This window comes from Pseudomonas sp. G3-39 (assembly GCF_054790485.1).
The window spans coordinates 2,143,906-2,164,308 of record NZ_CP186497.1 but is presented as its reverse complement, the minus strand read 5'-3'; the positions used below and the strand labels follow the sequence as shown (position 1 = coordinate 2,164,308).

16 protein-coding genes are annotated in these 20,403 nt (G+C 59.4%); 5 read left to right on the top strand and 11 right to left on the bottom strand.

All coding sequences use genetic code 11. The annotated features are described in order from the left end of the window. Positions 1–26: 26 nt before the first annotated feature. Together phnX and ACOYXG_RS09620 are read left to right on the top strand one after the other, a co-directional pair. Positions 27–854, top strand: a complete 828-nt coding sequence (gene phnX / locus ACOYXG_RS09625) for a phosphonoacetaldehyde hydrolase (RefSeq protein WP_007961173.1) — start codon at positions 27–29, stop codon at positions 852–854. Between the two features lie 194 nt (positions 855–1,048). After that, entirely contained in the window at positions 1,049–1,603 is a 555-nt protein-coding gene (locus ACOYXG_RS09620; protein WP_460357302.1) for a cytochrome b, read from the top strand. Between the two features lie 160 nt (positions 1,604–1,763). Here the strand turns inward: ACOYXG_RS09620 and ACOYXG_RS09615 are convergent, their stop codons facing one another. Together ACOYXG_RS09615 and ACOYXG_RS09610 are read right to left on the bottom strand one after the other, a co-directional pair. After that, positions 1,764–2,687 carry a 1-aminocyclopropane-1-carboxylate deaminase/D-cysteine desulfhydrase gene (locus tag ACOYXG_RS09615; RefSeq protein ID WP_460357299.1) on the bottom strand — a complete coding sequence of 308 codons (924 nt, stop codon included), beginning with the start codon at positions 2,685–2,687 and terminating at the stop codon, positions 1,764–1,766. A gap of 227 nt (positions 2,688–2,914) precedes the next feature. Further along, on the bottom strand, positions 2,915–4,954 hold the full coding sequence (locus ACOYXG_RS09610; RefSeq protein WP_460357296.1) for a 2,4-dienoyl-CoA reductase FMN-binding domain-containing protein: 2,040 nt from the start codon (positions 4,952–4,954) through the stop codon (positions 2,915–2,917). Positions 4,955–5,160: 206 nt separating this feature from the next. On the opposite strand from ACOYXG_RS09610, the gene ACOYXG_RS09605 reads away from it, so the two are divergent. Together ACOYXG_RS09605 and ACOYXG_RS09600 are read left to right on the top strand one after the other, a co-directional pair. Next, positions 5,161–6,291 (top strand): nitrilase-related carbon-nitrogen hydrolase, encoded by a 1,131-nt coding sequence (locus ACOYXG_RS09605; RefSeq protein ID WP_414887948.1) that lies wholly within the window; start codon positions 5,161–5,163, stop codon positions 6,289–6,291. A gap of 3 nt (positions 6,292–6,294) precedes the next feature. Next, on the top strand, positions 6,295–7,335 hold the full coding sequence (locus ACOYXG_RS09600; protein ID WP_460357293.1) for an AraC family transcriptional regulator: 1,041 nt from the start codon (positions 6,295–6,297) through the stop codon (positions 7,333–7,335). Between the two features lie 4 nt (positions 7,336–7,339). On the opposite strand, the gene ACOYXG_RS09595 is transcribed toward ACOYXG_RS09600, so the two are convergent. From ACOYXG_RS09595 to ACOYXG_RS09585, 3 genes are all read right to left on the bottom strand, one after another. Continuing rightward, positions 7,340–7,468 carry a hypothetical protein gene (locus tag ACOYXG_RS09595; RefSeq protein WP_265331916.1) on the bottom strand — a complete coding sequence of 43 codons (129 nt, stop codon included), beginning with the start codon at positions 7,466–7,468 and terminating at the stop codon, positions 7,340–7,342. Between the two features lie 253 nt (positions 7,469–7,721). Continuing rightward, positions 7,722–8,603: a DUF2242 domain-containing protein gene (locus ACOYXG_RS09590; RefSeq protein ID WP_460357289.1), complete on the bottom strand. Its 882-nt coding sequence runs from the start codon at positions 8,601–8,603 to the stop codon at positions 7,722–7,724. Positions 8,604–8,694: 91 nt separating this feature from the next. After that, positions 8,695–9,594, bottom strand: coding sequence for a LysR family transcriptional regulator (locus ACOYXG_RS09585; RefSeq protein ID WP_346650848.1), 900 nt, complete (start codon positions 9,592–9,594; stop codon positions 8,695–8,697). A 120-nt stretch (positions 9,595–9,714) separates the two neighbouring features. Between ACOYXG_RS09585 and ACOYXG_RS09580 the strand changes: the two genes are divergently transcribed. After that, positions 9,715–10,908 carry an MFS transporter gene (locus ACOYXG_RS09580; RefSeq protein ID WP_460357287.1) on the top strand — a complete coding sequence of 398 codons (1,194 nt, stop codon included), beginning with the start codon at positions 9,715–9,717 and terminating at the stop codon, positions 10,906–10,908. 601 nt (positions 10,909–11,509) lie between these two features. Here ACOYXG_RS09580 and ACOYXG_RS09575 read toward each other — a convergent pair. The 6 genes from ACOYXG_RS09575 to tig form a co-directional block, all read right to left on the bottom strand. Then, on the bottom strand, positions 11,510–13,381 hold the full coding sequence (locus ACOYXG_RS09575) for a SurA N-terminal domain-containing protein (protein ID WP_460357285.1): 1,872 nt from the start codon (positions 13,379–13,381) through the stop codon (positions 11,510–11,512). A 236-nt stretch (positions 13,382–13,617) separates the two neighbouring features. After that, a complete protein-coding gene (locus ACOYXG_RS09570; protein WP_008077714.1) occupies positions 13,618–13,890 on the bottom strand; it encodes an HU family DNA-binding protein in 273 nt (90 codons plus the stop codon). Positions 13,891–14,038: 148 nt separating this feature from the next. Continuing rightward, the gene (gene lon, locus ACOYXG_RS09565) at positions 14,039–16,435 is read right to left on the bottom strand and encodes an endopeptidase La (protein ID WP_003223634.1); all 2,397 of its coding nucleotides are present in this window, start codon (positions 16,433–16,435) and stop codon (positions 14,039–14,041) included. Positions 16,436–16,598: 163 nt separating this feature from the next. After that, positions 16,599–17,882, bottom strand: a complete 1,284-nt coding sequence (gene clpX, locus ACOYXG_RS09560; RefSeq protein ID WP_003223632.1) for an ATP-dependent Clp protease ATP-binding subunit ClpX — start codon at positions 17,880–17,882, stop codon at positions 16,599–16,601. 112 nt (positions 17,883–17,994) lie between these two features. After that, the gene (gene clpP, locus ACOYXG_RS09555) at positions 17,995–18,630 is read right to left on the bottom strand and encodes an ATP-dependent Clp endopeptidase proteolytic subunit ClpP (RefSeq protein ID WP_007951559.1); all 636 of its coding nucleotides are present in this window, start codon (positions 18,628–18,630) and stop codon (positions 17,995–17,997) included. Between the two features lie 92 nt (positions 18,631–18,722). Further along, positions 18,723–20,033 (bottom strand): trigger factor, encoded by a 1,311-nt coding sequence (gene tig / locus ACOYXG_RS09550; RefSeq protein ID WP_027614582.1) that lies wholly within the window; start codon positions 20,031–20,033, stop codon positions 18,723–18,725. Positions 20,034–20,403: the final 370 nt, after the last annotated feature.

The window sequence follows — 20,403 nt, the reverse complement described above, 5'->3', positions numbered from 1 at the left end:
ATTACCAACTCAGGATTTTGATTGCCATGAACTACACCAACCCAAGCAAACTGCAAGCCGCGATCCTCGACTGGGCCGGCACCGTGGTCGATTTCGGCTCGTTCGCGCCAACGCAGATCTTCGTCGAAGCCTTCGCCGAATTCGACGTTCAGGTCTCCATCGAAGAGGCCCGTGGCCCGATGGGCATGGGCAAGTGGGACCACATCCGCACCCTGTGCGATCAGCCGCAGGTCGCCGAGCGTTATCGCAAAGCTTTCGGCCGCACCCCGACCGACGATGACGTGACCGCGATCTACAACCGCTTCATGCCGCTACAGATCGAGAAGATCGCCGAGCACTCGGCGCTGATTCCCGGCGCGCTGGAAACCATTGCCAACCTGCGTCAGCAAGGGATCAAGATCGGTTCCTGCTCCGGCTACCCGAAACAGGTGATGGACAAGGTCGTGGCGCTGGCCGCTACCAACGGCTACGTCGCCGACCATGTAGTCGCCACCGACGAAGTGCCGAACGGTCGCCCATGGCCGGCTCAGGCCCTGGCCAACGTGATCGCCCTGGGCATCGACGACGTCGCGGCCTGCGTGAAGATCGATGACACCGTGCCGGGCATCCTCGAAGGTCGTCGCGCCGGAATGTGGACCGTGGCGCTGATCTGCTCGGGTAACGCGCTGGGCCTGGACTACGCCGGCTACCGGGCGCTGGGCAGCGACGAACTGGCCAGCGAACGCAAACGCATCCACGCGCTGTTCGCCGATTCGCGCCCGCACTACATGATCGACACCATCAGCGACCTGCCGGAAGTGATTGCCGACATCAACAAGCGTCTGGCCAACGGTGAGATGCCGCAATCGAGCTGATCGCGCCTTTTCGTCAAAACAATAGAAAACGCCAGGGTCTTCGCGACACTGGCGTTTTTTTTTGGCTAAAGCCCTGACTCAGCGCAGTGAAACTCCGATCAGCCTCAGGCAAATCTGCCAAAGGGGATTACAGTTAAAGCATGCCGTCGCACAAGAACGGCACGTGGCGACCCTGATCTGTGAGGAAACACCGTATGCCGTGGACAAGTTCCGAATCCCGCTACAGCACCGTGTCCGTGCTGCTGCACTGGCTGATGCTGGTCCTATTGATCCTGGTGTATGCCAGCATGGAGTTGCGCGGGATTTTTCCCAAAGGCAGTGGCGGCCGCTCGCTGATCCGCGAAGTGCACTACATGCTCGGCCTGACCGTGTTCGTGCTGGTGTGGTTTCGCCTGGTAGCGCGCAGCATCGGCCCGGCACCGAAAATCTTCCCGGCCTCGCCCCAATGGCAGACTCTGCTGGCGCGGGTGATGCACTGGTTGTTGTACCTGTTCATGATCAGCATGCCGATTCTTGGCTGGCTGATTACCAGCGCCGAGGGGCATCAGGTGATGTTCTACGGTTTCGATCTGCCATTGCTGGTGAGCGAGGACAAAGCGTTCGCCAAACAAGTTGAAGGCTGGCACGTGCTGATTGCCACCGCAGGTTACTGGCTGATCGGTCTGCATGCCTTGGCGGGGCTTTATCACCATTATGTGGTGGGCGATAACACGTTACTGCGGATGATGCCCAAGCGCGCGCCACGCTGACGCCAAGTTTTGACCCTTGTGTAGTGAGGGGATTCATCCCCGATGGGCTGCGAAGCGGCCCCAAAACCTGTGCACACGGTGGATCAGACTCACTGCGTGTTCAATGAGGGGCCGCTGCGCTGCCCTCGGGGATAAATCCCCTCACCACAGGGTTACTCATTCATCTTGTGGTGAAACCTCGCCGCCCCTGCAAACCGCCCGTGTGCACAAAGATCAGCCGGGTGCCTGACTCAAATCCGCCCGCTTCAACCTGCTCCTTGAGCGCCAACAACGCCTTGCCGGTATACAGCGGCTCTAGCGGTAGGCCGCCGGCCCGCTCGGACAGTTGAATAAACTCCCGCAACAACGGATCAACCTTGGCAAAACCACCACGGCTGGCATCGAATAATTCATAACCTGCATTGGCCATTCCGGCTTCGCGCAAAATCGCCTCCACCTGCGGCGCCACGCCATGATCTTCCGGCACCGCCAGCGCGCCGTACACCGCACGCTCTCCCGCCTCGGCGAGTACCAGCCCTGCCAGAGTCGTCCCGGTGCCGCACGCCAGCCACCAGCCGTGGTAATCGCTCCAGCCTAGCGAGCTCAGTCGCGAACCCACCTGCTCCTTGAGCGCTTTGCAGCCCAGCGCACCGGCCAATCCGCCGCCACCCTCTGGCACTGCGTGCAGATTCGGGAACTGCGCCTGCCAAGGCTCCCAGAATCCGGGCTCATGCCGCGCCCGATAGCCGCCGTAACCGAGCCAGTGCAGTTGCATGCCGAACGCCTGCAAGTCCTCAACCGTGGGCGTCTGCTGTGGATGGCCACGCAACAGCCCAACGGTTTCGAAACCCAGACGCTTGCCAGCCGCAGCCAGCGCATGCAGATGATTGGAATGCGCGCCACCCAGGCTGATGATGCCCTGCGCGCCGGCACGGTCGGCGGCCTTGAGATGCTCGACGAGCTTGAACCATTTGTTGCCGCTGATCAGCGGGTCGATCCGGTCCAGACGCAGGATCGCGACCTCGATTCCGGCGTTGGTGAGCCAGTCGAGTTGAAGCAATTCGAGGGGGGCTTGGGGTAGCCAGTTGGCGGGAGGAAGAAGCATGGGCGACTGATCATTCTGGGCAGAGCCGGCATTCTAGTCGCTCACAGGACGCCATCGCGAGCAGGCTCACTCCTACAGGATCCGCGCCATCCATAAATGTTGCGCACACCGCCAAACCACTGTGGGAGCGGGCCTGCTCGCGAAGGCGTCGTGTCAGTCGACATGTGTATTGGCTGACACTCCGCTTTCGCGAGCAGGCTCGCTCCCGAAGGGGGGATTCGTGGTGGTTAAAGTTCAGCGGCGAGGCGCGAACCCTGGTTGATCGCGCGCTTGGCATCCAGCTCCGCCGCCACATCGGCGCCGCCGATCAGGTGCACGTTCTGCCCCGCCGCGACCAGACCTTCCTGCAGCTCGCGCAGTGGATCCTGGCCGGCGCAGATCACGACATTGTCCACCGCCAGCACTTGCGGCTCGCCGGTTTCGCCGATGCGGATGTGCAGGCCTTCGTCGTCGATTTTCAGGTATTCGACGCTGTTGAGCATCTGCACCTGCTTGTTCTTCAAGCCCGTGCGGTGAATCCAGCCGGTGGTCTTGCCCAGGCCATCGCCGACCTTGGTTTTCTTGCGCTGCAACAGGAACACTTCGCGAGCCGGCGCGTGCGGCGCAGCTTTGATCCCGGCCACGCCACCGCGCGCTTCCAGGTTCGTGTCGATGCCCCACTCTTTCCAGAACGCGGTGCGATCCAGACTGGTGGCCACGCCTTCGTGCACAAGGAATTCCGAGACGTCGAAACCGATACCGCCCGCGCCAATCACCGCGACGCGCTTGCCCACCGGTTTGCGCTCGAGGATCACGTCCAGATAGCTAAGCACCTTGGCGTTGTCCACGCCCGGAATCGCCGGCACACGCGGCGCGATGCCGGTGGCGAGGATGATTTCGTCGTAACCGCCCTCGACCAGCTTCGCCACGTCGACGCGAGTATTCAGGCACACCTCGACATTCGTGGTCTGCAGCTTGCGCTTGAAGTAGCGCAGGGTTTCGAAGAATTCTTCCTTGCCCGGCACACGCTTGGCGATGTTGAACTGGCCGCCGATTTCGCTGGCCGAATCGAACAGGGTTACCTGATGACCGCGCTCGGCGGCCACGGTCGCGGCGGACAGACCGGCAGGGCCGGCACCGACCACGGCGATCTTCTTGATCTGTTGCACCGGCAAATAGTTGAGCTCGGTTTCATGGCAGGCACGCGGGTTGACCAGGCAACTGGTGAGTTTTCCGCCAAAGGTGTGATCGAGGCACGCCTGGTTGCAGCCGATGCAGGTGTTGATTTCGTCGGCGCGGCCTTCTGCGGCTTTGTTGACGAAGTCCGGATCGGCGAGGAACGGCCGCGCCATCGAGACCATGTCGGCATCGCCTTCAGCGAGGATCTGCTCGGCGATTTCCGGGGTGTTGATGCGGTTGGTGGTGATCAGCGGAATGTTCACCGAACCACGCAGTTTGGCGGTGACCTTGCTGAACGCCGCGCGCGGCACCTTGGTGGCGATGGTCGGGATCCGCGCTTCGTGCCAGCCGATGCCGGTATTGATGATGGTCGCGCCGGCCTGCTCGATGGCTTTGGCCAGGGTCACGATCTCTTCCCAACTGCTGCCGCCCTCGACCAGATCGAGCATCGACAAACGGAAAATGATGATGAAGTTCGGGCCGACGGCTTCGCGTACGCGGCGGACGATTTCCACCGGCAGGCGCATGCGGTTTTCATAGCTGCCGCCCCAGCGGTCGGTGCGGTGGTTGGTGTGCGCGGCGAGGAACTGGTTAATGAAATAACCTTCCGAGCCCATGATTTCCACACCGTCGTACTCGGCGCTCTGCGCCAGTACCGAGCAGGTGACGAAATCGCTGATCTGTTTCTCGATGCCGTCCTCGTCCAGCTCTTTGGGTTTGAACGGGTTGATCGGCGCCTGAATCGCACTCGGCGCCACCTGTTTCGGGCTATAGGCATACCGCCCGGCGTGGAGGATCTGCATGCAGATCTTGCCACCCGCCTCGTGCACTGCGCGGGTGACGATGCGGTGCTTGAGCGCTTCTTCCTCGGTGGTCAGCTTGGCTGCACCGGAGTACACGCCGCCCTCGTCGTTCGGGCCGATACCGCCGGTGACCATCAGGCCGACGCCGCCACGGGCACGCTCAGCGAAGTACGCCGCCATGCGTTCGAAGCCACCCGGTTTTTCTTCAAGGCCAGTGTGCATCGAACCCATCAGGGTGCGGTTGCGCAGCGTGGTGAATCCCAGGTCCAGCGGGGCCAACAGGTGCGGGTAATGAGCGGCGGTCATCGGTAACTCCACAACGTGCGATCACGGAAATTGCGGGAGCTCTGCGTCCCCCGTCAGTCATGTTCGACAGACTAAGAGTCGCACTGCTGTCACTCAATGACCGAAACTGACAACTTATTGATCCAAATGCGCAGCGCCCCTTGGCAAGCGCAGGTATGCGCCCTACCCTAGTCGCCACACCCTGTACCCGGTTGTTGTTGGTTTTCATGCGCAAACTTCTGTATCTGTTTTTCTCCATGGCCATCGTTGCCGCCCTGACCACCTACGCCATGTGGGCGGCGGACCGGCCGGCGGGGCATTACCTGTCGGACCTGCGCATCAAACTGGCGGTCGATCAGGGCACGCCCGCCGACCGTGGCAATCTGCTGGGCATCCAGCCGGAACTGTTTCCCACCGACTACCAAAGCCCCGAGCGCCTGCACCGCAAACTCGCGGCCTATCTGCAGCAGGCCCAGGATCAGGGGCTGCTCAACGAAAAAACCGTGGTGGTACTGCCCGAGCATGTCGGCACCTGGCTGATGATCAGCGGCGAGAAAGACGAGCTGTATCAGGCCCCGACCCTCGTCGAAGCGATGAACTGGCTGGCGGCGAGCAATCCGTTGCTGTTCGCCCGCGCCTGGCTCACTGCCAAGGGCGAAAATCGCCTCGACGACGCGCACCTGCGCATGAAGTCCAAAGCCATGGCCAAGGATTACCAGACGTTATTCGGTGGTCTGGCCAAGGAATTCCACGTCACACTGGTGGCCGGTTCCATTGTCCTGCCCGAACCGAGTATTCGTGATGGCCGGCTCAAGCCCGGTAGCGGCGCGCTGTTCAACAGCAGCGTGGTATTCGGCCGTGATGGCGTGCCGCTGGGCCAGCCCCAGCGGCAGATGCACCCGATCTTCGAACAACGTGACGTGATCGGAAGCGAAGACGAGCACGCGATCAACGTGATCGAGACCCCGGCCGGGCGTCTGGGTGTGCTGATTGGCAGCGACAGCTGGTACCCCGACAACTATCGCCGACTCGACGAGCAAGGTGCGCAACTGGTGGCGGTGCCGGCCTTCGTCGTCGGCCACGGTGCCTGGGATCAGCCGTGGGCCGGCTATAAGGGTTCGAGTACACCGGGGTCGGTCAGCCTCAAGCCCGGAGAAATCAGTGAAGGTCAGGCCTGGCATCGCCTGACACTGACCGCACAGCCACCGAGCAGCCGTGCGATCGCCGGCATGAGCGTGTTCCTGCGCGGCCAGTTCTGGGACAAGCCCGGTTCGGGGCAAAGCTTCCTCAGCAGCAACGGCCAGCAATTCGCCGATGGCGAAGCCCGTGGCGCGCGTCTGCTGAACATCTGGTTGTAAGCCATGAAGCCGCTGCCGATGCGTCTGGGGGATCTGTCGGTAGGTTTCGTGCACAGCCTCGCTGATGCCGTGCGCAGCCAAGGTGCCGATCCGCAACCGCTGCTCGAACAATATGGGCTGGATGCTGCGCGACTGGCCGAGGCCGGCGCGCGGTTGTCGATTCCGCGCTACATGCGTCTGGGGCACAGCGCGATTCAGTTGACCGGCGATCCGGCACTGGGCTTGCGCATGGGCCAGCTCAGCCGCTTGAGTCAGGCCGGGCTCGCCGGGGTCACTGCCGCGCAGGCGCCGACCGTGCGCGAGGCCGCCCGTTGTCTGATCCGCTTCGAGCCGCTGTACGGCTCCAACTATCGCGGGCAGTCGAGTTTTCACGAAGACGCTCATGGCGCGTGGCTGCGCTTCTATTCGATCAGCCCGTACAACGCCTATAACCGTTTTGTAGTGGATTCGATCATCGCCGGCTGGCTGCATCAGCTGTCCAGCGTCGGTCGCGAGCCACTGCGCGCCGAGCGCATCGAGATCGAATTTGACGCGCCGGACTATCGCGACGCCTACAACGTCTTGGGCGACTGCCCGATCCAGTTCGGCGCCGAACGCAATCAATTGCGCCTGAGCCTGAACAGCCTTGCACTGCGCAACCCCGAGCACTGCCCGAGTACCTGGAAGCATTTGCTGGCGTTGTGTGAACGGGAACTGGAGCAATTGACCCGCACCCGCAGCCTGCGTGAACGTATTACTCAGCTGTTGGGGCCGTTGCTCAATGGGGGCCGGGAGCCCGACCTGGAAGAAGTGGCGGCGCGCCTGAAGCTGCCAACCTGGACCTTGCGCCGTAAACTGGCCGAAGAAGGCACACAGTTTCGCGCGATCCTCAACGACACCCGCCGTGATCTGGCGATGACCTACATCCGCGACACCGAACTGGCGTTCGGCGAAATTGCCTACCTGCTGGGCTTTGCTTCAGCCGAGGCGTTTCAACGCGCCTTCAAACGCTGGAGCGGCCAGCCCCCCGGCGAGTTTCGCCGCAGTCACCGCAAAACCGCCTGACACCTTACAGCTCGGTGGCGTCTTCGGCCGGCTCTGGCTGATCCAGTTCATACGCCTGGAATTCGAGCAGTTCTTCTTGATAGTCGTCCATCGTGTGATCCCCCTGCTGCCCGTTTGAAAATAGCCCGGTCAACTGACCAGTGCCTCGAGCCTATCGTGCCCGTATGAAAGAAAAGTGACATCCCGCCTTCATGAATAAAACGTAGCAGGTGGTCAGGAATTTATCGCAGGATTTTTGTCGGGGGAATGTAACGAGATTTGAGTACACCACAAAACAAATGTGGGAGCGGGCTTGCTCGCGAAAGCGCAGTGTCAATCAACATATACATTGACTGATACTCCGCTTTCGCGAGCAAGCCCGCTCCCACAGGAGGGCTGCGCGCAGCTTATTGCATCGCCGGAATCGGCTCCGATGGCGGCGGGATATTGGTCGGGTTGGCCGGCGGCGTGATCGTTTCGGTAGCCGGTGCAGGCTCTGCACTCGGTGCCGGGGTGATCGGCGCTGACTCGGCCGGCGGCACCACTGGCTCAGAACCCGTTGGCGTCGGCGCAACCGGGGCCGGGGTCGCTGCCGGGGCTGCCGGCGTCATGCTTTGGGCAGGCTCGACAATCCCGGCTGGCGGCGGTGCAGGCGTTGCCTCTACCGCCGGTGCAGGTGTAACCGGCGCTACAGCGGCAGGCTTGGGTTCAGGCACACCGAGATCGGTTTTGGGTTTTTCTTCGATGTGCGCGGCTTTCTTCGCATCGGCTGGCAGGAACAACTCAACCAGCGTGAAGAACCGCTCGTAGAACTTCTGCGAGGTCACGGTTTCGCTGGCGACCTTGACCATCGAATCGTCCGAAGAACCGATCGGCATCGACACCGAACCCAATACGCCAACCCCGAGACTGGCGGAGTTGTTGGTCTTCTTCAGCGCGTAGCGATCCTGCAGGGCATTGGCGAACACCGTGGCATGGTGCTTGGCACTGCCATCTTCGGCACACACCACATTGAAGCTGATTTCCAGGTGGGTTTCCCCGGTCTGCTGGAAACTCTTGTGGCCACTGACCAGTTTCGGGTCACTGCTGGTGATGATGTAGCCCTGGCTGAGCAACGCACGACGGGCCGCCTCGCAACTCGCGGTGTCGGCCACCGGATAATTGCGCGAGAACGTGCCGGAATCATCGAAGTTCTCATGCTCATAGATCGGCTTGTCCTTCGAACAGCCAGCAACAGCGGTCAACAACAGCGCCAACCCAACGACACGCATGGGAGTTGAAATCAACATTGAACATCCTGAGGAAAAACAGTCCGGGGCGTATTGTGCAACAGAACGTGGCCCTGCGGCGCATGGATTGTGTCTTAAAGCCGTTACAACCCTATTGACCCTTGTTTGCCGGAAAAAGTCGCAGCGACAAGTGATCGATGAAGACGCGCAATTTGGCGGTGGCATGGCGACTGGAGGGCCACAATACCCAGAACTGACCGGTGTGCTTCATATGCGCATCCAGCACTCGCTGCAAGCGCCCCTGCGCCACATCCTCATGGGTCATGAAATCCGGCAGGCAGGCGATACCCATCCCTGCCAGCGCCGCATGATGGACGGCTTCGATGGAGGTGGTGACCAGCCGCGCCGGCAAGCTCGGCTCCGGCGCGCCCTCCTCGCCAATCAATGGCCACGGCTCCAGCTTGCCAGTGGCATGAAAGGTGTGCCGCAAGCAGGCGTGCTCTGCCAGATCGGCGGGGATTTGCGGCACGCCGCGCTGCTGCAGATACAACGGGCTCGCCACCAGCACCATGTGAAACTCGCCCAAGGGCCGCGCCATCAGGCGTGAATCACGTGGCTGACCGGTACGAATCACTGCATCAAAGCCCTCCTCAACCACGTCAACCATGCGATCAGTCAGGTCCAGATCCAGCTCGATCTGCGGGTACAGCGCCATGAACTCGTTCATCACCGGCATCACCAGGCCGTGCACCTGCGGCAGGCTGATGCGCAGTTTGCCATGGGGCTGGGATGCGGAATCGCAGAGTTCGAACTCGGCGGCTTCCACCTCGGCGAGAATTTTGCGACAGCGTGCGAGGAACAGCGCGCCCTCGCTGGTCAGGGTGATGCTGCGGGTAGTGCGATGAAACAGCCGCACGCCCAATCGCGCCTCCAGCCGGGCGATACTTTTGCCCACCGCTGAAGCCGACACGCCCTGCAGCCGCCCAGCCTCGGTAAAACTGCGGGTCTCGGCGACTTGAACAAACACCGAAATACTGCCCAGACTGTCCATTCCGCCCCTCCGATTCACGACATCCATGTCCGATATGTTCGGAACCGTAACCCATTTTTCTCCAATGCGCAGCGCCCTAGCCTATGGCCTTCACCCACTTCGGCACATGGACGCTGACTCATGAACGACGCACAACTGACCTCGGCCCTCACCCAGCCAGTCGACACCCGCGAACGATTGCCCCTCGGCGCCCTGCTGGCGCTGGCTACCGCCGGTTTCATCACGGTGCTGACCGAAGCCATGCCCGCCGGCCTGCTGCCACAAATGAGCGCGGGGCTGAATGTCTCCCAGGCACTGATCGGGCAACTGGTCACCCTGTACGCGATTGGCTCGATGCTCGCCGCCATCCCGCTGACCATCGTCACCCGCAGCTGGCGTCGTCGGCCATTGCTGCTGTCAGCCATCGGCGGCTTCGCCATCGCCAACAGCATCACCGCCGTGTCGGAATGGTACTGGCTGACTTTGACCGCACGCTTGCTCGCCGGGATATTTGCCGGGCTGCTGTGGGCGTTGCTGGCAGGCTACGCCAGCCGCATGGTTGCCCCACACCTGCAAGGCCGAGCGATCACTGTCGCCATGCTTGGCGCGCCGCTGGCACTCTCGCTGGGCATCCCGGCCGGCACACTACTCGGCACGCTGGTCGGCTGGCGCCTGAGCTTCGCCATCATGACTGCGCTGACGCTGTTGCTGGTGATCTGGGTGCGCTGGCAAGTGCCGGACTTTGCCGGAGAACACGCAGGAAAACGCCTGCCCCTACATCAGGTCTTCACCCTGCCCGGCGTACGCTCGGTGTTGTTCGTGACCTTGACCTACGTGATCGCCCACAACCTGCTGTACACCTACATCGCGCCATTCCTGCAACCGTCGGGACTGGCCAGCGACATCGACCGGGTGCTGCTGGTGTTCGGCCTCGCCTCAGTGCTGAGCCTGTGGATCGTCGGGAGCCTGATCGATCACTGGCTGCGCGAACTGATGCTGATCAGCACGCTGCTGTTCATGCTCTCCGCCATCGCCTTGGGCCTGTGGCGAGAATCGGCGACCGTGGTCTACCTCGCCGTCGCCGTGTGGGGACTGGCGTTTGGTGCGATGCCTTCGCTGCTGCAGACTGCCTCGGCGAAAACCGCTGGAGAGGCTGCCGATACGGCGCAGTCGATGCTGGTGACCCTGTGGAATGTCGGAATTGCCGGGGGTGGTTTGGCGGGTGGTTTGCTGCTGGGGAGTCTGGGGGTTGGGGGTTTTCCGTGGGTTGTTGTGGGGTTGCTGGTTTTGACTTTGAGTGCGGTACTCAGGGCTCGGGGCTATGGGTTTGTGTGATTGGGATGTTTGTCTGTGAGGGGTCGGGCGACTAGTCGGCCGTCTTCGCTGGCAAGCCAGCTCCCACAGTGGGATTGAGTGCAGGCAGTTGGAGATTGGTCGGCTGTCAGGCCGCCATCGCGAGCAGGCTCACTCCTACAGAAAAGCAAAAGCCGACCGCACGCTTTTCACCACTCAACAGGATGAGCGCAAGCTCGGCTGCAGCTCTTGATCTTGCCGTGCCGGCCCCATCGGCAGGCTGAGTGGAGGGGTTTATCCGGGGGTGGGAGCGCAGCGACCGTTTGGCGAAGCCAAACACATCGAGAGGAGGTGCAGCGAAGCAAACCGGAGGCGATGCCCCCGGATGAATCCCGTAACGAAGGAACCCGAGCCACGGCGAGGGCCGAACGCCGGGGCCAAGCCTTTTGGGTTACCTTTTCGGCGTCTGGAAAAGGTGACTCGCTGTAAGAGCGAAACCGCCAGAAGCCACACCCGAAGCAACGGATATTCACCCAATCCCCAAGAGCATGGTCGGCCCAAAGGCCGCCAAGCCCCAAAAACCAAGCGAAAAAAAAACCCCGACCATAAGATCGGGGCTTTCCAGTTACCACTCAGTCAACCATCAATACCGCTTGATGTCCGCCTGACTCTCCAACTGCTTACGGAACGCCGCAAAATCCTGCTGACCTTCACGCGAAGCAAGGAAGCGACGGTACTGCGCCTTCTCTTCATCAGTCGGCGCTACCGCTTCATTCACACCGTCCAGACGCACAATCATCAGACTACCGTCCTGCAAGGTCACGCTGCTGAACGTCGGCTTGCCCTTGGCCGCCGGTTTCGGCATGCGGAACAACGCCTGCAGCACAGTCGGGTCAACCCCTTCCTGAGCACGAGTCGCCGCCGTCACAACCTTCCAGCTCTGGCCGTCAACCGCCTTGTCCTGCGCAGTCTTGCCATCGCGCAGACCAGCAATCAACTGATCAGCCTTGGTCTTGGCCGCAGCGCTGGCGTGCTCTTTGGTCAGTTGGGCACGGATCGCCGTGTTCACCGCTTCCATTGGCAACTGCTCAGGCTTCAGATGCTCCTTGGCGCGCAGCACGACCACGGTTTCCGGGTCCAGCTCGATACCGGTGCTGTTGGCGTTTTCTTCCAGGACTTCCTGGCTGAACGCAGCGGTCACCACAGCACGGTTGGCGGCGATGCCTTCGCCACCTTCACGGCCGAATGGCTTGGAGGTGTGCACAGTCAGTTTCAGATCTGCCGCAGGCTGGGCCAGGTCAGACGCTTCGAACGCCGAGTCTTCCAACTGCTTGGTCGCCTCGACAAAACGCTGCTCGACCTGTTGAGTCTTCAGCTCGCGGGTCAACTTGTCTTTCAGGCTGGCCAGGGTCGGAACTTCCGGCGCTTCAACACCCAGCAGCTTGATCAGGTGGTAACCGAAGTCGGTACGCACCGGCTCGGACACCTGGTCCTTGTTCAGCGAGTACAGGGCTTTTTCGAAAGCTGGATCATAGACGCCAGGACCGGCGAAACCGAGGTCACCGCCATTGTTGGCCGAACCCGGATCCTGCGAGAACTCCTTGGCCAGCGCTTCGAATTTCTCGCCCTTGGCCAGACGCGCCTGGACTTCTTCGATCTTCGCCTTGGCCTGAGCGTCGGTGGTCTTGTCGTTGACTTCGATCAGGATGTGCGCCGCACGACGCTGTTCCGACAGGTTGGCGATCTCTTTCTGATACGCCGCCTGCAGGTCTTCATCCTTGACCGCAACCTGGTCGAAGAACGAAGACTTCTTCAGCTCGACATAATCGACGACCACTTGCTCAGGGGTCATGAACTCCTTGGCGTGCTCGTCGTAGTAAGCCTTGACCTCATCGTCGGTCAGCTTGACCGCGGCCGGGTCGGCCTTGACGTTCAGCGAAGCGAAATCGCGGGTCTGTTTTTCCAGACGGGCAAATGCCAGCACTTCGGCGTCGGTGACGAAACCGCTACCGGCAACACCGGCGCGCAACTGACCGATCAGCATTTCCTGAGCCAGCATCTGGCGGAATTGCATGCGGGTGTAGCCCAGTTGACGAATCACCTGGTCGAAGCGCTCGGAGCTGAACTTGCCGTCCACCTGGAATTCAGGGGTCTGCAGGATCACCTGATCCAGTGCACCTTCGGAGAAAGCGAATTTCGATTGTTCTGCGCCTTGCAGCAGCAGCTTGCGATCGATCAGGCCCTTGAGGGCCGATTCGCGGAGCATTTTTTCGTCAAGCAAGGAAGCATCGAAGTCCTTGCCCAGTTGTTGCATCAGCTGACGGCGTTGCATGTCAACGGCCTGGCTCAGCTCGTTCTGGCTGATTTCTTCACCATTGACCTTGGCCGCATCGTTGGTGTGCGTCGTGGCCTTGAAAATGGCATCGAAACCGGTCAGAGCCATCAGTGCAACGATGACCCCGATAATGGTCTTGGCAATCCAGCCTTGTGAATTGTCCCTGATATTCTGCAGCATGCGTCCCCCAGAAACGGTTGAACTTCAAAAATTAGGCAACCGTGGAGCGTGGGTAGAATCCGGATAGAAGAAAGGCGCATCCGAGGATGCGCCTTCTCGTAACTGGCGGAGCGGACAGGGCTCGAACCCTCGATCCCGGCGTTACAGGCGGCTGTTCCAGCGACCTGCTCTACCGCTCCGCTGCCAAGTCAGGCATGACCCCGACCCGGATGGGTAAAAACCTGAAACAAACTAACTTAGTTAACAGCTTCTTTCAGTGCTTTACCGGCTTTGAAACCTGGCTTTTTAGCAGCAGCGATTTGCAGCGTCTTGCCGGTCTGTGGGTTACGACCAACGCGAGCTGGACGATCAGTCACGGAGAAAGTGCCGAAACCAACCAGAACAACGGAGTCGCCAGCCTTGAGAGCGCCAGTGACGGATTCGATTACAGCGTCCAGCGCACGGCCAGCAGCAGCTTTCGGGATATCAGCGGATGCAGCGATAGCATCAATCAGTTCCGACTTGTTCACTCTAAGTCCCCTTATATCTATTTTGAGATGATTCTAAGTTTTTTGGTGAAAGCAAAAACGAGTGCTGAATGGCCTACAGACACTTAAGAGCCGCTTTATAACAAGGGCTCTAAAAAGCTGTCAAGGAAGCCCCCCAGGCAAAAACGTATTAATGCGTGCTAATTCTTTCCTTTGAATCAGACTCACGTTTTTCGTCCTTGGAAACTATCTCCGGAGCCACATCCGGCAAGGGCTCCGGAGCGTATTGCAGCGCAATTTGCAGGACCTCGTCAATCCATTTAACCGGTTTAATCTGCAGATCCTGCTTGATATTGTCAGGAATCTCCTTCAGATCGCGCACGTTCTCTTCCGGAATAATCACAATCTTGATTCCGCCACGGTGAGCCGCGAGCAGTTTTTCCTTCAGACCACCAATCGCCAACACTTGGCCACGCAGGGTAATTTCGCCGGTCATGGCGACATCGGCGCGCACCGGAATCCCGGTCAAGGCTGACACCAGTGCCGTGCACATGCCCACACCCGCGCTAGGACCGTCCTTCGGGGTCGCCCCTTCCGGCATGTGAATGTGGGTGTCGCGCTTTTCATGGAAGTCCAGCGGAATGCCCAGGCTTTTGGCACGGCTGCGCACAACGGTCAGCGCCGCAGTGATCGATTCGACCATTACATCGCCCAGCGAACCGGTCTTGATCAGCTGACCTTTACCCGGCACCACAGCCGCTTCGATGGTCAGCAATTCACCGCCCACCTGCGTCCACGCGAGGCCAGTCACCTGACCGATCTGATCCTGTTGCTCTGCCAGACCGTAGCGGAATTTACGCACGCCGAGGAAATGCTCCAGCAGGTCAGCTGTCACTTTTACCGAGAAACGTTTTTCCAGCGCATGTTCTTTCACGGCCTTGCGGCAGACTTTGGCGATCTGACGTTCGAGGCCACGCACACCGGCTTCACGGGTGTAGTAACGGATGATGTCGCGGATCGCTTCCTCGTCGAATTCCAGCTCACCCTTCTTCAGACCATTAGCGGCAATCTGCTTGGGCGACAGGTACTTTACGGCGATGTTGATCTTTTCGTCTTCGGTGTAGCCCGGCAGACGAATGACTTCCATCCGGTCCAGCAATGCCGGCGGGATGTTCATCGAGTTCGAGGTGCACAGGAACATCACATCGGACAGGTCGTAATCGACTTCCAGATAGTGATCGTTGAAGTTGTGGTTCTGCTCCGGATCGAGCACTTCCAGCAACGCCGACGCCGGGTCGCCACGCATGTCGCTGCCCATTTTGTCGATTTCATCGAGCAGGAACAGCGGGTTGCGCACACCCACTTTTGTCATCTTTTGAATCAATCTTCCTGGCATCGAACCAATGTAAGTCCGACGATGACCACGAATTTCCGCTTCATCACGCACGCCACCGAGGGCCATACGCACAAATTTACGGTTGGTGGCGTGGGCAATCGACTCTGCCAGCGAGGTCTTACCCACGCCAGGAGGACCCACCAGGCACAACACCGGACCACGGATCTTCTTCACGCGCTTCTGCACGGCGAGGTATTCAAGGATGCGCTCCTTGACCTCTTCGAGACCGTAGTGATCGGCGTCGAGAATGTCTTCAGCACGCGCCAGGTCGAGGCGTACCTTGCTTTGCGCCTTCCACGGCACCTGCACCAGCCAGTCGATGTAGGAGCGCACCACGGTGGCTTCAGCGGACATCGGCGACATTTGCTTGAGCTTGTTCAGCTCGGCGGTGGCTTTGGCCAAGGCATCTTTCGGCAGGCCGGCAGCATCGATGCGCTTTTTCAGCTCTTCGATTTCATTGTGACCTTCGTCACCGTCGCCCAGCTCTTTCTGAATGGCCTTCATCTGCTCATTCAGGTAGTACTCGCGCTGGCTGCGCTCCATTTGCTTTTTGACGCGGCCGCGAATGCGTTTTTCAACTTGCAGCAGATCGATTTCGGCATCCAGCAAGGCGAGCACGTGCTCGACCCGGGCCGACAGATCGATGATTTCGAGGATTTCCTGTTTCTGCTCGATCTTCAGCGCCATGTGCGCGGCCATGGTGTCAACCAGGCGACCAGGCTCATCGATGCTGTTGAGCGACGACAGGACTTCAGCCGGGACCTTCTTGCCCAACTGCACGTATTGTTCGAACTGCGACAGCAGGCTGCGCACGAACACTTCGGATTCGCGCTCGGCGGCGTCGACTTCGTCGATCAGCGAGACTTCGGCACGGCAATGCCCGTCGACTTCGCTGAAGCGCTCTACAGCACCGCGCTGCTCACCTTCGACCAGAACCTTGACGGTGCCGTCCGGCAGCTTCAGCAGCTGCAACACAGTGGCGATAGTACCTACGCGATAGAGAGCGTCTTCACCGGGATCATCGTCAGCCGGGTTTCTTTGGGCCAGCAGCAGGATCTGCTTGTCGCCCGTCATCGCGGCCTCGAGGGCTTCGATGGATTTCTCGCGCCCCACGAACAGCGGGATAACCATGTGCGGATAAACCACGACATCACGCAATGGCAGGAGAGGCAATTCGATGGTTGTCTTCATGATTTCGCCTCTACGGCGGCCATATGGCCGTAATCAGATGGAATTAAACTTGAAACCAAGATGGGGGCTGCCTTGAAAAAAAACAAGCGCAAAGCGGATGTAAAAAACGACATAAAAAAAAAGAGGCCCGAAGGCCCCTTCTTTGTTCCGGCAGTGTGGACGCTTACGCGTCCGGCGCTGCCTTGGCCGTCGGCTCACTGTTTTCGTAGATATACAGTGGCTTGGACTTGCCTTCAATCACGCTTTCATCGATGACGACTTTGCTCACTTCAGACTGCGAAGGGATTTCGTACATCGTGTCGAGCAGCACACCTTCGAGAATCGAACGCAGGCCACGGGCACCGGTTTTACGTTCCAGGGCACGTTTGGCGACCGATTTCAGTGCGTCGGTCCGGAACTCCAGATCCACGCCTTCCATCTCGAACAGCTTGGCATACTGTTTGGTCAGAGCATTTTTCGGCTCGGTGAGGATCTGCATCAACGCAGCCTCGTCGAGCTCGTCCAGCGTCGCAAGAACCGGCAGACGACCGACGAATTCCGGGATCAGACCGAACTTGACCAGATCGTCAGGCTCGACTTCACGCAGGGATTCACCGACTTTCTTGCCTTCTTCCTTGCTGCGCACTTCTGCGTTGAAACCGATGCCGCCTTTGGTGGAACGGTTTTGGATAACCTTTTCCAGACCAGAGAACGCACCACCGCAGATGAACAGGATGTTACGGGTGTCGACCTGCAGGAATTCCTGCTGCGGATGCTTGCGACCACCTTGCGGCGGAACGGAAGCGACCGTGCCTTCGATCAACTTGAGCAAGGCCTGCTGCACGCCTTCACCGGAAACATCGCGGGTGATCGACGGGTTGTCGGACTTGCGGGAAATCTTGTCGATTTCGTCGATATAGACAATGCCCATCTGGGCCTTTTCCACGTCGTAATCGCACTTTTGCAGCAATTTCTGAATGATGTTCTCGACATCTTCACCTACGTAACCGGCCTCGGTGAGGGTGGTTGCGTCAGCGATGGTGAACGGAACGTTCAGCAGGCGGGCCAGTGTTTCGGCCAGCAGGGTTTTACCGGAGCCTGTCGGGCCGATCAGCAGGATGTTGCTCTTGCCGAGTTCGACGTCGTCAGCCTTCTTGTCACGCTGATTCAGGCGCTTGTAGTGGTTGTACACCGCTACGGCCAGAACCTTTTTCGCACGCTCCTGACCGATTACATACTGGTCAAGGATGCCGCTGATTTCTTTAGGCGAAGGCAATTTATGCGCGCTGCTTTCGGCCTGTGCTTCCTGCACCTCCTCGCGGATGATGTCATTGCACAGGTCGACGCACTCGTCGCAGATAAAGACCGAGGGGCCGGCAATCAATTTGCGCACTTCATGCTGGCTTTTGCCACAGAAGGAGCAATAGAGCAGCTTGCCGTTGTCCTCGCCGTTGCGGGTGTCAGTCATTCGTTCGATCCAAATCCGATAGGCTTGCAACACAAGATGAAGGCTATTGCGGGCTTTTTCAAGCCCGCTGGTGGTCGGACCTGCCGACCCACCTTATTTTGAGCTGCTTATTTTACGCAGGACGCTGGTTGATGACTTCGTCGATCAGGCCGTATTCCTTCGCAGCTTCTGCACTCATGAAGTTGTCGCGGTTGGTGTCACGCTCGATTTCTTCAAGCGTACGACCGCTGTGCTTGGCCATCAGCGTGTTCAGACGCTCGCGAATGAAGAGGATTTCCTTGGCATGGATTTCGATATCAGAGGCCTGGCCCTGGAAACCGCCCAGTGGCTGGTGAATCATCACACGCGAGTTCGGCAGGCAGAAACGCTTGCCTGGAGCACCGGCCGTCAGCAGGAATGCACCCATGCTGCACGCCTGACCAATGCACGTCGTCGAGACGTTTGGCTTGATGAACTGCATGGTGTCGTAGATCGACATGCCCGCTGTCACCGAACCGCCCGGGGAGTTGATATAGAGATGGATGTCCTTGTCCGGGTTTTCCGCTTCAAGGAACAGCAATTGCGCACAGATCAGGTTGGCCATGTAGTCCTCTACAGGACCCACCAGAAAAATGACGCGCTCCTTCAGAAGGCGCGAGTAGATGTCATAGGCGCGCTCGCCACGAGCAGATTGCTCGACAACCATCGGGACCAGGCCGCCAGCGGCCTGGATATCAGAGTTCTGCTGAATATACGAATTACGGAACATGCTCTGCAGTCACTCCCAAATAGTTATGTCTTGAATACGCATAAGCCAGCTCGAAGGCTGGCTTATGTGTGTACTTCTTAACGCAAAAACAATCAGTCGGCTTTTGGAGCTTCTACCGGCTTGACCGCTTCTTCGTAAGAGACCGATTTGTCGGTCACGCTAGCTTTCTGCAGAACAGTATCCACAACTTGTTCTTCCAGCACAACCGAACGAACTTCGTTCAGTTGCTGCTCGTTCTTGTAGTACCAGGACACGACCTGCTCAGGTTCCTGGTAAGCCGAAGCCATTTCCTGAATCATTTCGCGAACGCGGGCTTCGTCAGGCTTCAGGTCGAATTGCTTGACCACTTCGGCCACGATCAGACCCAGCACTACACGGCGCTTGGCTTGCTCTTCGAACAGCTCGGCCGGCAGTTGGTCAGGCTTGATGTTGCCACCGAACTGCTGAACCGCCTGCACACGCAGACGGTCAACTTCGTTGGACAGCAGAGCCTTCGGCACTTCGATCGGGTTGGTGGCCAGCAGACCGTCCATTACCTGATTTTTCACCTTGGACTTGATGGCCTGACGCAGCTCACGCTCCATGTTCTTGCGAACTTCGGTGCGGAAACCGTCGATGCCGCTTTCCTTGATGCCGAATTGAGCGAAGAACTCTTCGTTCAGCTCTGGCAGCTTAGGCTCGGAAACGGTGTTGACCGTCACGGTGAACTCGGCGGTTTTGCCGGCCAGGTCCAGGTTCTGATAGTCCTCAGGGAAGGTCAGGTTCAGAACGCGCTCTTCGCCCGCTTTAGCGCCCACCAGGCCTTCTTCGAAGCCCGGGATCATGCGACCGGAACCCAGCACCAGCTGAGTGCCTTTGGCCGAGCCGCCAGCGAAGGCTTCGCCGTCAACCTTGCCAACGAAATCAATGTTCAGCTGGTCTTCGTTCTGAGCAGCACGATCGGCCACTTCAAAACGGGTGTTCTGCTTGCGCAGGATGTCCAGCATCTTGTCCAGATCGGCGTCAGCCACTTCAGCGCTCAGACGCTCGACAGTGATGCCGTCGAAACCGGCAACGGTGAACTCAGGGAACACTTCGAATACGGCAACGTATTCCAGGTCTTTGCCAGCTTCCAGCGACTTCGGCTCGATCGAAGGCGAACCGGCAGGGTTCAGCTTCTGCTCAACCACGGCTTCGTAGAAGGAGGACTGGATGACATCACCAACAGCTTCCTGACGAGCGTCAGCACCGAAACGGCGCTTGATTTCGCTCATTGGCACTTTGCCTGGACGGAAGCCAGCAATCTTGGCCTTTTGGGCAGTCTGCTGCAGACGCTTGTTGACCTGGCTCTCAATGCGCTCAGCCGGCACGGTGACGCTCATGCGGCGCTCAAGAGCAGTAGTATTTTCAACAGAAACTTGCATGGATATTCCTCGTTGCACAGACGTTAGCCGGCCGTTTCCGACCCCAGAATCAAGGGCATGCATTCTAGTGGGTCAAACTCAAGAAGTCACCCTACTGAAAACGGGTAAAAAAACAGCAGGCCATTTATAGGTGCGAATGCAGCAATGCACTCCACCTCGAAGACGAATAAAGACCATCACGCCAAGGCTCTGCTTCAACCGCTTCTATATATAGAAGAGACTGCGAGCCATCTCCCTGACGGCTGATCCCGCGAACATGGCCGGCGGTCGGCACGCTGACAGCAAGCCCCTGAACACGACGAAACGCCCTGCCCTTCGACCCGAATCGCTGCGCGACAAACCACCAGCCGTAAAACAAAAAAGGCGCCAG